Source organism: Sorangium sp. So ce836 (assembly GCF_028553905.1).
In the GTDB taxonomy this organism is placed as follows: domain Bacteria; phylum Myxococcota_A; class Polyangia; order Polyangiales; family Polyangiaceae; genus Sorangium; species Sorangium cellulosum_D.
The window spans coordinates 14506884-14520440 of the sequence record NZ_CP102233.1 but is presented as its reverse complement, the minus strand read 5'-3'; the positions used below and the strand labels follow the sequence as shown (position 1 = coordinate 14520440).

6 protein-coding genes are annotated in these 13557 nt (G+C 65.9%); 2 read left to right on the top strand and 4 right to left on the bottom strand.

What is annotated here, in order from left to right; translation table 11 throughout:
• Positions 1 to 16: 16 nt before the first annotated feature.
• The 3 genes from NQZ70_RS52940 to NQZ70_RS52930 form a co-directional block, all read right to left on the bottom strand.
• Positions 17 to 577, bottom strand: a complete 561-nt coding sequence (locus NQZ70_RS52940) for an ExeA family protein (protein WP_129581027.1) — start codon at positions 575 to 577, stop codon at positions 17 to 19.
• 2 nt (positions 578 to 579) lie between these two features.
• Positions 580 to 2019 carry a DDE-type integrase/transposase/recombinase gene (locus tag NQZ70_RS52935; RefSeq protein ID WP_129581026.1) on the bottom strand — a complete coding sequence of 480 codons (1440 nt, stop codon included), beginning with the start codon at positions 2017 to 2019 and terminating at the stop codon, positions 580 to 582.
• A gap of 173 nt (positions 2020 to 2192) precedes the next feature.
• Entirely contained in the window at positions 2193 to 2774 is a 582-nt protein-coding gene (locus NQZ70_RS52930) for a hypothetical protein (RefSeq protein WP_129581025.1), read from the bottom strand.
• 706 nt (positions 2775 to 3480) lie between these two features.
• Here NQZ70_RS52930 and NQZ70_RS52925 point away from each other — a divergent pair.
• The gene (locus NQZ70_RS52925) at positions 3481 to 3708 is read left to right on the top strand and encodes a hypothetical protein (RefSeq protein WP_129581024.1); all 228 of its coding nucleotides are present in this window, start codon (positions 3481 to 3483) and stop codon (positions 3706 to 3708) included.
• A complete protein-coding gene (locus tag NQZ70_RS52920) occupies positions 3705 to 4703 on the top strand; it encodes a patatin-like phospholipase family protein (RefSeq protein WP_129581023.1) in 999 nt (332 codons plus the stop codon). The genes NQZ70_RS52925 and NQZ70_RS52920 overlap by 4 nt, the downstream gene beginning before the upstream one ends.
• Positions 4704 to 5029: 326 nt before the next feature.
• Here NQZ70_RS52920 and NQZ70_RS52915 read toward each other — a convergent pair whose 3' ends face one another.
• Positions 5030 to 13552, bottom strand: a complete 8523-nt coding sequence (locus NQZ70_RS52915; protein WP_129581022.1) for a type I polyketide synthase — start codon at positions 13550 to 13552, stop codon at positions 5030 to 5032.
• Positions 13553 to 13557: the final 5 nt, after the last annotated feature.

Genomic DNA, 13557 nt, shown 5'->3' with positions numbered 1-13557 from the left:
ACCTTCGACGATTGATCTATGCTATCTCCCGCGGCAAGAGCTCGGCGGTGCGGAGACGCTCGGGGAGACGGGAGTCGCCGGCGAAGACCACGCAGAGCAGTTGCCTCGAATCGAAGTCCTTGCTGGAGAGGATGCGCAGCTCGTTGAGCACGGGCGTGCTCGTCTCCTGCGCCTCATCGAGGACCAGCACGGGTCGCCGAAGCGTCGTGGCGAAGTGCTCGGCCCAGCGCGCGCGAAGCGCCTTGAAGCCTGCCCAGCGGTTGCTGGACGAGAGCGGGACCCCGAAGAGATCACCGAGCTCGCGGTAGAAGTCGCCGGCCCTGCTCTGGGGATGCTCGATGGTGCCGACCACCACGTCGGTCAGGGCGCCGAGCCGCGCAGCGAGCAGGCGCAAAGCGATGCTCTTGCCCGTGCCGGGATCGCCGGTGAGCATGGCGAAGCCGCCGTGGGCCAAACCGAGCTCGACGCGACGAAGGGAAACGTCGACGGGCGGCGGGACGTAGAGGGCCTCCGCGGGCACGTCGGCGCGGAAGGGAATGTACTTCAAACTGTACAGAGACAGGAGTCGACTCATCATGGTCAATCCTCCTCCGTGTTCTTGGGCAGGTAGGCGGGCGGCAGTCCCGTGGCCGCGTACTCGGCCATCAGCTGACGCAGCAGCGGAGCGATGCCGGGAGGCTTCCTCGACGCAGCCAGCGGCGCGGTGATCTCGGTGAGCGCGCGACGCGCCCGGTCCGCGTTCCTCTCCTTGTCGAGCGGAAAGAGCGTTGCGAGGTGCGCGCCCGAGCGCGGGTCGACCAGCTCTGCGCTGGACAGATCCCAGCGCGCAATGCGAAGCCGGGGACGTTCGAGCGCTCGGTAGGCCGAGGGGACCTCGAAGCGCACGCCCTCGATCGTGACCGTCCCGTCGCTCCGGCGCTGGTGGCGCGAGATCTCCATGCGGCAGGCCCGGCGCAGCGCCTCGGAGTCGGGGCTCGGGCGGCTCACGTCGGGGCCTTCGAGGTAGCGTTCCAGCGGAGTCTTCTTGAGCTCGCTGTGGACGGTGCGGTGATACTCCTGCTCGACCCACGCCTGGGTCGCGGTGTTGAGCAGGTCGAGCGTGAGATTCGGTTCGCCTTCGAGCATCGGCATGAGCCGCCCCTCGACGAGCGTCCAGAAGTGCTCTTGCTTGCCGTTCTGATGAGGGCTGTTCGGCAGCGTGAGATACTGCGCGATGCCGAGCCGCTCGAGCCCCTCCCGCATCTCGGCGGCCTTCATGGCACCTCCACGATCGCTGTAGGCGCCGCCCGGCAGCGCCCGCTTCTGGATCCCCTGGCTGAAGCCGTGCACGAGGTTCTCGGTGCTCTCGCAGCCGAGGTACCACTGCGCGTGGCAGCACACCCGCGAGCAGTCGTCGAGCAGGCCGAAGAGATAGGGGGTCTTCAGCTCCCCGCTGGCCGTGATGACCTTTCGCTTGCCCTCGTGAAAATCGTAGTGCCAAAGCGCGTTGACATAGGCCAGCTCGTACGAGCGCGTCTCGCGCGGCACGATCTCCGATTCGACCGCCCTGCCTTGGCGCCTCTTCTGGATGCGATACATGCCGCGGGCCTTCATGAAGCGGCGCACTGTCGTGTAGCTGGGCACCGGGGCGAGCGCGGGGGTGGTCTTCGCGAGCGCGACGAGGTTGTCGTGATGGAGCTGCCAGGTCCAGCGCGGGTGATCGCGATACTGACTCTCGATCGCGGACGCAACCGCCGCCGTGACGCGCGGCTGCGAGCCGGCGTGCTTCGGGACCTTGCGCGCGAGCACGCTGATCGGGTCATCCGCGCTGCGCGCCGCGTAGTACATGCGCTCGATGGTCTTGGGCGAGAGCCGGATCACCGAGCCCTTGGTCGGGTGTCGCCAGGACTTCGCGGCGAGCTCGGCGATCCGACTCGCGAGCTCGCCGGGCTCCGGCGGAGAGGCGAGCAGGTGGCTGATGATGGAGAAGCGCATCCGCGCCCAGCGCAGGCGCATGGGCGCCCGGTCGTCGTGGCTCATCGATTCCTCCGCCGGCTCGAAAGGCGCAGACGGGCCCTTGGCGGGCGCGGGCGCGTCCGGTGCTCGTAGCTCATGAGGTCTCCTGCGCGGTCGGTGAACGGAACGACCGGGCGGGGAAACCCTATCTCACCGCGGAAACCACGCCGAATGACATCTTCTGCGTGGCGCCGTGGTCATGCGATGTCCCTCAAAAAACGTGATCCATCGAGGACCGAGCCCGTCGTGAGCGGCGCGAGCAGGTGCAGCATCGTGCCCATCTGCTCGTCGGGCGTGCCGGGGAGCTGCTCGATGATTGACCTCGGGATCCCGCCGACATCGACGCCGACGAGCCGGGCGCGGATCGCGAGCAGGACCTCCTTCGCGAGGAAGGGGCCACGCCACCAGGCGAGCCATCGGCGTGTCGTCCTCCGTGGGACGCCGGTCGGCTGCGCCCCGCCGGCGCCGAGCGCCTGCGCGGCGAGGCTCGCCACGATCACGACGACGCCGAGGTACACGCGTGGGCCGAGGAATCGAAGCGACGGGGGCGTCGCGCGCCGCCGCCACCCCTCGCGGCCGCAGCAGAAGCTGAAGCGGATGAGGAACACCTCGCCCTCCGGCGCGATGAGCGCGCCCCGCGGCTTGCGGGGGTAGTTGCCCGCGTGCAGCGGACCCCCGCACGCCGGGCACCGGCTCGCCGCCACCCGCCGCGCGATCGCCCGGTCCAGGGCCTCCAACGTCGCGAAGAACTCGCCCTTGAGCGTGAATTGACCGAACATGGGCGCCTCCGTTTCTGGCAACTCGGAGGCGAGCCCCCTCGGAGGACTTCGACAAGTTTTCTGAGGGGGCTTCGTTTGTCGCCCCTCAAAGAACGCGCTCAGGATGGCGCCCGGGGGCCGCCATCTTCTTGGCGCTGCTCATCCGAACGCCGCTGAAACCCGCAGGAGCGCTGGCCGGCCAGTTGCCCGAACCGGCCCGTTCCGCCCCAGGTGCGCAGGCCTTTGCGCGGAGCGCGTGCGTTCGGACATGCATCACCCTTGATGCTGCACCGATCTAGCCACAAGGCGACAACATGGGGCCGCGGCCCCATGACCCATTCGCCTTCCGGGCCGGGAGAGGTCGTGCCCTCCACACGCGATCTGGCGCGCACGAGCGTGGAGCATGCGCCCGCTGCACAACCCAAACTCAAGCAAGATCCGCGCCCAAAAGTCGCTCGCGCGCCAGCACCCTGACGAGCACGATCGAGCTCGTAGGAGTAGTCCGCAAGACAGATTACTGCTATTGACAATATGGGATCGCAGGAAGTGTCCCCAAATCGTCCGCAACGTAAAAGGAGCCACTAGTATGCCGAGAGACGTATACCGATTCCAGCCATCCTTCAGAATGCGAGCCCGATCGGACAGCGTGCTTTTCTCGTTGCTCCAAGAGTGGACCGGTCAAGCGAAGAACTTCCGAATCCTCCGGGCCGGCATTCTGAAGGCTAACATGGAGCTGCTCAAGGCTTCCATGGAGGTCCTCAACGGTGAGCTGCGTCGCGTCGAGCACGACGATGACATGTCGGAGGACGCTCTCATCGACGAAGTGGCGGACGTGAGCGGCGGGAGTCCGCTCGGTTCGTCGCGAACTCCCAGCGAACGTTACCAAGCCACGTCACCCCGGGGGCGCCCCGGCGCGGTAGCGTCGATCAATATTAACACGCGGGATCGAAAGTGACACGCGTCGAATCCTCGGACCTGAGCAGCACGGCTAGGTACCAGATTATCTCGTTCGATGGAGGAGGGATCCGGTCGCTTCTCGCGATAACCCTGCTCCAGCGCATTGAGGAAGCGCGGCTCGGATTTGTGGGTCGGGCGAAACTCTTCGCCGGTACGTCTGCTGGTTCTTTCACCGCGTTGGCGCTCGCGGCGCTCCCGGATTCACTCGCGGCGCTCTCGCAGCTCCAACAGCTATGGATGGATCCGTCGATCTTCGACGTGCCACTGCGAAAGAAGATCCTCGCAGCGATGGGCTTCGAGGCACTCGTACCCGTCGGTGCGATGGCGCAAGCGCTCACCCGCGTGCTGGGCGATCGGCGGGTGGGTAGCATCAAGCCCAATATCGTAATCCCGGCGTTCGAACTCGACGATAGGAATCCGAACGGAGCGCTGCGGAGCTGGCGGCCACGCTTGTTCAACAACTTTCACGAAGCGGACGACGACAATTTCCTGGTCGACATCGCGCTGCGATCGAGCGCGTTCCCGATCATGTCGCCGATCCATCAGGGGTATGCCGACGGCGGTCTGTTCGCCGACAACCCGAGCATGACCGCCATAGCGACGGCGATTGAAGCCAACGCGGCTCGGCTCGACGACATCGTACTTATTTCTTTTGGAGCGGGCTCCAACCAGATGTATATGGAGGGGCAAAACAACAGCTGGGGGTACATACGCTGGATGATCGACCCGACTCAGCCACTCGCCCTCGCCACCGCGTTCATTGACGCGACCAACGCGGCGACCGTTCATCAGTCGGAGATGTTCCTGACGAAGAACCGGTTCTGCAGGGTCGACATAGTCCTCAACCCATCGTTGATGCAGAGAAATGACTCGGTCGAGATAGCTAATAGCTTAATTCATGCAGCGTGGGAATTAGACATCTCTCCCATACTCGATTGGATCGATCGATCGGGGTGGTTCGGTCCGGCCGTGCTGGGCGGGGAGCCGGCGTGATCGGGTCGCGGAGTGGCGCCGCTCCGCTGAACGACGGCTGCGTGCCATGGGTTCGGCGCTCGCGGCGCCGAACCATGCGCTTCGTCTCTTCTGCTCTCCTACTATCGACGCCAGCGTAACGTCCTTGCCGGGCAAATAGCGCTTTGCACCATTCAATTGTGGCTGAGCTAGCCGTCGATCTCCAAAATGGGTGTTAAAGTTCATCCGATTCACACGTCGGTTGATCCGCTACTTTCAGCCACAGCTTCGGTCAGTTGGTCGTATTCGAGCTGACGCGGAGCCTCCGCTGACACGTCGCGGTCGGTCTGCTTGCGCGGCTTGAAGCCTTAGGGCAAGTCGACTCCGGGCGGATCCAAGATCTGAACCGACGATCGCGTCGCCCGTGTGCCTGTCGGGATGGGCTGGATCCGGCGTCGCACCTCCTCAGCGAGCCCGGTGACGTGCGGGGCGCGCAGCATCGTCATGTGATCGCCGGCTGTGGGGATCACCTCGATGCCGCCCTCAGAAAGTGCGCCCCATCCGAGGTCTGGCGATAGGGCGATCCCCTGGTTAGCGCATCGGAATACGACGATCTTCTGCTTCAGCCTGCCCATAGGTCGGTAGCGCATCATAGCTCTCTGATGTGCTTGGGCGAGCTTCAGCATCGGTCGGATCCCTGGCTGCTGGAGCAGCAGAAGACGGGAGTCTCGAGGAACCACTTCCGTGAGTGCGGAGCGTTCAACGAAGTCGCGCAGAACCGTGCCGATCCAATTGAGAGGACGGAACGAGCGGTCTGTGACGAGTGTAGACTCATAGTTTCGCACCATGAAGTACAAATAATCTCGGATATACGGTCCGTAATTTCGAAAGACGGAACGTCCGAGGAATCGGAGCGAGTCGACGACGGTTGGCTCCCACGATATCGGGGCAGGAAAGTCGAACATCGCGACAAGACCGACCCGCTTGCCGGCAGTCTCAAGCTGGATGGCCATTTCGAATGCCACGACGCATCCGAATGACCATCCCCCAATGTTATATGGACCTTCCGGAGCCATCTCAAGCAACTCGCGCACGTGAATGCGCGCCAGATCTTCGACGCTCTCGAGCGGAGCTTCGCCCTCGAGGCCGGGAGGTCGAAGCGCGTAGAATGGCTGATTCGAACCTAGGTCGCGAGCGAGCTCAAAATATGGAAACACGACGCCGAGCAGCGGCGCCGCGCAGAAGAACGGCGGATTTCGCCCCTCCGCGCGGATAGGAACCAGACTCCGCCACACGGTCGTGCGTTCGGGCTCGGGCAACATCGGCGCCACAATGTGCGTGAGGGCGCGAATGGTCGGGTTCGCGAAGAAGCTGGAGACGGGGATGTCGAGCCCGATCTCGTTGCGCACGCGACTCAACATTTGAATGGCGAGGAGAGAGTCGCCATTCAGTGAGAAAAAGTCGCTATCGATACCGATCTCGTCGAGGCCGAGGGTGCTCCGCCAGATCGCCGCGATCGCGCACTGCAGCTCAGTCGCGGGTGCGTCACGGCGCGCGGCGATGGAGGATCTTGATGGCCGGGGGCCGGCGGTGCGGTCGGCTAACACCAATTGCGGGTGCCACGAGGAGATCCGGAGGTGTTCGAGCTCCGCAATTCGGGCGTGTAGACCGTGAGTCGAGACCACGATTTGGGGGAACGTGGAGGAGAGGATCCGGTCGAAGGCCTCGACCCCTTCCGCGATGCGAATGCCAAGCTCTGCCTGAGCATGGGCTGTAGCGCGCGGAGCCAATTGGTTTAAGGCAGGCGACTCCGCGATGGCGAGGACGACTTTGCCGATGTGGCGTGCTCCGGCGAGGTGCCGGAAAGCATCCACAGCGCGTTCAAACGGGAACACCGTTCGGGGGAGCGGTACGAGATCGGCGCGATCGGCGCGATCGAGCACCTCTTGGAGGAGAGCCGGAAACCCGGGCATTGCGGGGCCGACCTCGATAGCGCAGAACGAGAGGCTCCGATCGAAGGGGGCGAGTGCGAGCGACTTGTTGGCAAGGATGTCGCGCTTTCCGAGCTCGATGAATCGGCCGTAGGGCGCCAGCACCTCCAGGCTACGGGTGATGAACTCGCCGGAGAGTGAGTTGACCACGACGTCGACACCGTGCCCGCCGGTGTGCGCGAGCACTTCATCGGCGAAGTCGAGCGATCGTGAGTCCATAACGTGCACCACGCCGATCGAACGCAGGTAGGCACGCTTCTCGTCGCTTCCAGCGGTAGCGAAGACCTCGGCGCCCCGGCGCTGCGCGATTTGTACGGCGGCCAGGCCGACGCCGCCGGCTGCGGCGTGGATGAGAATGCGGTCGCCAGCTCTCAGGCGCGCAAGGTGGTCGAGCGCGTGCCACGCCGTAGTGACGGCGACTGGGAGAGTGACCGTTTCCTCAAAAGTGAGCGAGGCGGGCTTGCGGAAGACCTGTGCGCGCGGTGCGAGCGCGTGCGTGGCGAAAGCGCCGGTTGTCGTGGTGACGACGTGATCGCCGGGTGCAAGATCGTGTACGTCGGGGCCGACGGCGGTCACGACACCGGCGCACTCGATGCCGAGCGTGAGCTCATCCGACGCCGGTCGATCGGAGAGTGCGCCGAGGGCGATCAGCACGTCCTTGAAGCTCAGCGCAGCGGCGATCACACGGAGTTCGACCTCGCCAGGCCCTGGGACTTGGCGCTCCAGCACGCGAAACTTAATTGAGCATAGGTCGCCGGGGCGCGTGAGCACGAGGCGCCTCGCGGGCTCGTCGACGGCGTGGCTGTGGACGCTCACGCGACGTAGCGTGTACTCGTCGATAGTGATCAACTCTCGGCCGGACTCGTCGATGATGCGGACGTCGAGCTGTTGGACCGAGCCCACGTTCGCGCGCAGGCGAATGTGGCTGAAAATTCGTTCACAGAGGGGCGCACGAATGCAGACGCGGCCGTACGAGAGCGGTATGTAGTCGCCGGCGGGGAGTGAAGCGAAACCGGTCGCGGCGTCCAACAGTGCGGGGTGCAGCGGAGAGTTCTCGAGGTCGCCGACGAGATCGGACGGTAGTTCGATGCGCGCGAGCCCCTCTAGGTCGTGGAACGCGCGCCGCCAGCGGAGCCGTGACCAGCGTGGGCCGAACGTCGGAGCAATGACGCGCGAGCTGATTTCCGGGTCGGCCTCGGATGCTGCGTCGCACCAGCCGCAGCGAGTGGCGATGTCGTGGATCGTGGTCTCGGTAGGAGGATCACCGGGCTCTAGCGCACGAACGGTGCCGGTCGCATGGACGCGTACGTTCGGGGCGTCGGTCGACCGTGTCGTGCTCTCGATGACGAACGCGGTCACGCCTCCGCGCGGGCGTAGGCGGACGTGGATCTCCAGCTCGCTGTCGTTGGACGCCGTCATCGGGTTCGTGAAGACGAGATCACGGATCTCCAGCTCCGTGCTGCCGTGCTCGACGGAGAAGGCTGCACGTACGAGCTCGAGGTAAGCGGTGCCTGGAAGCGTCGGCACTTCCTGGATTCGGTGCTCGCGGAGCCACCAGGCGTCGGCGACGCGGAGGCGCAGCGTATGGACGCGCTCGCCGTCGGGCGTGGCGGAGGGCGCGAGCCACCGCGGAGCTCGGTCACCGAGGCCGAGGCGCCTCGCGGCGCCCACCTCAAGCCAGCGATCCCAGTCGATGGATACGGTGCGGCGCCCAGCGTGATCTCGGCGTGCATGCGCGTACGCGTCGAGGAACGCGCTCGCGGCACTGTAGTCGGCCTGGCCGATGGCGCCCATGATGGCGCTCAACGACGAGCAGAGGACGATAAAATCAACAGGCTCGTCACGCAGGAGGGAGTCGAGGACCATCGTGCCTCGGACCTTGGGGGCCAGAACGCGTGCAGCGGCCTCCGGCGTCTCGCGCTGGATCACTCCATCGTCGAGAACCATCGCGCAGTGTACGACGCCGTGGAGCGCGCCGAACCGGCACTTTGTCTCGGCGAGAACCTCCCGCATGCGGTTGGGGTTCGCGACGTCTGCCTGGACGACGAGCACCTCGCCCCCGGCGGCTTCGATGGTTTGGACGCCGCGGATCTGCTCCTGAACTGCAGCACGGTCGGCCGGTAGCTGCGCTGCACTGGTAAGTGATGAGCGTTGGCCGAGGAACAGGCCCGTGTCCCACATGGCGCGGCGCCCGGCGTCCATTGGCAGCGCAAATACGTGCTCGAAACCAGCATCGCGTAGCACGCGCTCCCATATCTCGGTGTCGAGCAGAGGTGAGCGCGTGCGCAGCCCGTCTTCAAAAGTCCACCAGCCGTCTGCGAGGCCCCAGATCATGTCGACCCACGGCTGCTGCTTCACACTCTCGACGAGGCCGAGGACGCCGCCCGGCGCGAGCGCGCGCGCGAGGTTGGTCAGGCTGGCGTCGATGCGCGGCGTCGCATGCACCACGTTCACGGCGAGGATCAGGTCGAACGAGCCCGACGTATAGCCTTGCTCGTCGAGCGGGCGGGCGATATCGACAACGCCGGTCTTCACGAAGCGCAAGCCTTCGGCCGTCGCAGCGCGCTCCATCGCGCGGACGAACGATGGGCCGACGTCCGTAAAGTGGTACTCGACGTGGTAACGGGCGAGGCTGCGCTGCAAGGCGCGCAGGAGGAGCCCAGAACCGCCGCCAACCTCGAGGATGCGGATCGTTTTGCCACGTGTGCGCGCGAGGAAGCCGTCGACGAACTCGGTGAGCATTGCGACGCACGCTCTAATAGTGCTCCACTCAAACGCTTCGGGCGATAAGTCCGTGGGCTGTTGGTGCCCGTCGGGATACAGGACCGAAATCGCTGGAATCCGCCCGGAAATCGCGGCGGAGTAGCCGGCCACGCAGTGTTCGAGCAGCTCGACGAGGGGACGCATAGGCGGGTGGTCCGCGAGCAGCTCCGCGCTCAGCGCGGAGGGTGACGTGACGGCGGCGGGCACGATCAACCCTTCGACGCGATCGCCGCTGCGCCGGACGAAGCCAGCTTCCTCGACCTTCGCGAGCATGAAGCGGAAGAATCGCGCGAACTCGGGTCGAAGACCGAGGCGGCACGCGATGTCGTCCTCCGCCTGCGCACCGCCGAGCGCGAGCGACGCCGAGCTCGGGAAAAGGAAGTGATAGAGGTGGCTCGCGCAAAGCGCGTGAAGGCGCCGATCCAGATCCGGGTGGCACATGCGCGTGCTGACACCGACCGCGGCGTTGCCGCAGTCCTCGGCGGCTCGGAGCAGGTCCGTGATGCGATCGGGCGTCACGCACTCCGGCGCGCCGAGCCACGCGGGCCAGCTCTCACGGGGTGGGAAGGGAGAGCGCGTCGCGAGGACGAGACGCGCGGAGGCGCGGCGCGCGAGGTGGGCGCCGATGGCGAGGCCGAGCCCACCGAGCCCGCCGGTGATGAGGTAGACGCCGTGGTGGCGCAGCGGCGACGAGCTATTGCAAGCGGAGAGGTCAACGCGCTCGAAGCTGCGCGTCCAGCGGAGTTCGCCGCGCCGAGCGACGATGCGTTCCGGTGTCTCGTAGGCGAGTTCCTCGGCGATTCGTTCGTACCAGGCGTGGAGTTCGGGACCGTCCGGCGGCGGGTCTGCGTCCACAAGCCGGCAGGAGATGCCCGGCAGCTCCTGCGGAATAACGTCGATCGGCCCGATGATCGTGGCCTTGGCAGGGTGGACCTTGCCACGCTCGTTCACGGCGTGAACGTTCGTGGAGAGCACGACGATCTTCACCGGCGACGGCGCACGTCGGGCGCCGAGCGCCTGCGCGAGGGCGAGGAGGCTGTGGAAACCGAGGCGTTGCGCGCGCTCGGTGGCGTTGAGATCACCCTCGAAGTCGTCGTCGGCCGTCCATGCATGGATGATCTGTTGCGGCGGGGTGGCCTTAAGCGCGCCGAGGAGGCGCTCGAAACCCGCCGGTTGGTGCGGCTCTACTCGATAGTGGCCGGCGGAAAGTTCCGCGAAGCCGCCGCCGGGCTCCGCGGTCGAGACGTCGTGGCCCCGACGTCGCATCAACTCGGCGATCCGGGCACCGATAGAACCCGCGGTCAGCACTAGGACGCGCTCGGGCGTGATCGTTGGGCGTGGTCGCAACGGCGTCCTCCGCCATCGAGGCACGTAGAACCAGCCGGCCGGGGGCGCTGGCGGGGTGCTCTCGGAGGCGCGCGGCGCGGGCGGCTCCGTGGACAACGGGGACGCTGCGTCTACCCAGTAACGACGGCGTTCGAACGGATAGGTCGGAAGCGCCTGCCTGCGGCGATCGCGCCCGCGGTGCAGCGCTGTGGGATCGAGCGCAGCGCCTTCGATCCAGAGGCGACCGAGGCTTCCAAGGACGCGGTCGCGCTCGGCGCTGCCATCCGTCGCGACACCGAGGGTGGAGAGCGACACGGTCGATGAGAGGGCGCGTCGATGGCGCGCGGCCAATCGGGCGAGCGCGCGACCGGGCCCCACCTCAAGGAGCAAGTGGCTCGGGTTTTCGAGAAGTTGTCCGAGTCCTTGAGCGAAGCGCACGGGAGCGCATAGATGGCGCGCCCAGTAGACGGGCGATGTCGCCTCCTCCGGTTGGATCCACCCACCGGTGACGTTGGAGAGAAAGGGGATCGCCGGCGCGTGGAGCGCGACGGCGCGTACCCGTCCTTCGAACTGCGCTGCAGCGCCCTCCATCATCGAGGAGTGGAAGGCGTGAGAGACACGCAACTCATTGAACGCAATCCCCCGTTGACCGAGATCACAACGCAACGCGTCGATCCTTCCTAGAGGACCAGCGACGACGCAGGCATCGTGAGCGTTGTAGGCGGCAATCACGAGCCCACCAGAGAGAAGCGGTTCGACGGCCTCGGCCGGGGAAGCCACTGCGACCATCGCACCTGGCGGTGTGGCGCCCATGAGCTTGCCGCGCGCTGAAACCAGCGCGAGCGCGTCCGGCAGCAAGAAGACGCCGGCGAGGCACGCCGCGACGTACTCTCCGAGGCTGTGCCCAATCATCGCGGATGGCCGCACGCCCCACGAAATCAGCAAGCGCGCGAGCGCATACTCGACGGCGAAGAGCGCGGGCTGACAAATCTGGGTCTGCCGGAGCAACTCCTCGGCTTGTGCGCGCTCCTCGGAAGGGGGCCAGAGAACGCGGCGGACATCCATCCCCACGTCCGGTTGGAGGAGCGCCGCACATCGATCCAGCTCTTCGCGGAATACTTCCTCCGTCTCGTAAAGTTCGCGCCCCATGTCGAGCCGCTGCACTCCTTGGCCGGGCAAGAGGAAGGCGACGCTGCGTGCCCGGGCGTCGGTTCGCCCGCGCAGCACGCGATGTTCCGGCCATTCGTCGAGAGCTCGCGTGGCGTCGGCGGCAGACAAGGATACCAGTGCGAGGCGCTCCGGCAGCATCGATCGTCCGGCGTGCAGTGTGTAGGCGATGTCGTGGAGCGATGCCTCCGGGTGCCGACGGAGCCAGTTGGCTATCGATGCCGATAGGGAGCGCAAGGCCGGCTCGGTTCGCGCTGACAGCACCACGAGCGCGCTGCCGCGCGTCGCGCGTGAAGGCGCCCGCGGAGGCGCTTCTTCGAGGATGAGGTGCGCGTTGGTCCCGCCTATGCCGAACGAACTCACTCCCGCCCGTCGCGGGCTACTGCTCGAGTTCCATGGCAATGGGTGGCGGGGCACATAAAATGGGGTATTGTCGAAATCGATCTGTCGGTTAGGTGCGGTAAAATAGGCACTCGGGGGTAGTTCGCCATGCTCGATCGCGAGCACAGTTTTGATAAAGCCAGCAACGCCGGCAGCCGTGTCGAGGTGACCGATGTTTGCCTTGACCGAGCCGATCGCGCAGAAGCGGACACGATCGGTGTACCTGCGGAACGATCTCGTGAGCGCTTCTAGCTCGATGGGATCACCCATCGGCGTCGCCGTGCCGTGTGCCTCAACGTAGCCGATAGACTCGATCGGGACACCCGCGAGTTCGACGGCCTCCGCGATCACGCGCGCCTGTCCGGTGACGCTCGGGGCCGTGTACCCGACTTTGGCCGAGCCGTCATTGTTTATGGCCGACGCGCGGATCACGGCGCGGATGGGGTCGCCGTCGGCGAGCGCTTCGGCCAATGGTTTGAGCAGGACGACACCAACACCGTTGCCTCGGTTGGTACCGGATGCGGTGGCGTCGAATGGGCGGCAGTGCCCATCGGGCGAGGCGATGCCGCCCTCCTGGTATAGGTAGCCGCGTGTCTGCGGCACCGAGATCGAGGCCCCACCGGCGAGTGCCATTGCGCACTCGCCGTTAAGCAGGCTTTGACACGCCAAGTGGATCGCGACCAGGGAGCTGGAGCAAGCCGTCTGCACGGCGATGCTCGGCCCCTTCAGGTTCAGCCGGTATGAGATGCGCGTGGGTAGGAAGTCCTTGTCGTTACCGATCGACAGCTGGAAATCACCGACTGCCCGCCGCAGCTGTTCGTTGCCGACGAGGCGCTCGAGGTAGTAGGTGTTCATGCTGACGCCCGCGAACACGCCGATTCGTCCCGCGTAGCGTTCGGGGTCGTGCCCGGCCTGCTCTAGCACCTCGTGAGCGCACTCGAGGAAGATGCGGTGCTGCGGGTCGAGGATCTCGGCCTCTCGAGGCGTGCACCCGAAGAACGCGGCGTCGAACAGGTCGACACCATCCAGTACGGCGCCGACGCGTACGTAGTCGCGTTGGCGGATCAATGCCGGGACGGCGCCGGCTTCGAGCAACTCCTCGTCGGTGAAGGTCGAGAACGCGTCCCTCCCATCGCGAATCATCCGCCAGTAGGCGTCTAGGGTCGATGCGCCCGGAAAGCGCCCCGTCATCGCGACGACCGCAATCGCGGTGACGTCATTCGGCCCCTCCGCCGCGCGCTTCGTTTGATCCGACGATTCCATGGGCG

Bases quoted from the DNA above. Each gene is read 5' to 3' on its own strand.
- NQZ70_RS52940 (WP_129581027.1), bottom strand. From the start codon at position 577: ATGATGAGTCGACTCCTGTCTCTGTACAGTTTGAAGTACATTCCCTTC.
- NQZ70_RS52935 (WP_129581026.1), bottom strand. From the start codon at position 2,019: ATGAGCCACGACGACCGGGCGCCCATGCGCCTGCGCTGGGCGCGGATG.
- NQZ70_RS52930 (WP_129581025.1), bottom strand. From the start codon at position 2,774: ATGTTCGGTCAATTCACGCTCAAGGGCGAGTTCTTCGCGACGTTGGAG.
- NQZ70_RS52925 (WP_129581024.1), top strand. From the start codon at position 3,481: ATGGAGCTGCTCAAGGCTTCCATGGAGGTCCTCAACGGTGAGCTGCGT.
- NQZ70_RS52915 (WP_129581022.1), bottom strand. From the start codon at position 13,552: ATGGAATCGTCGGATCAAACGAAGCGCGCGGCGGAGGGGCCGAATGAC.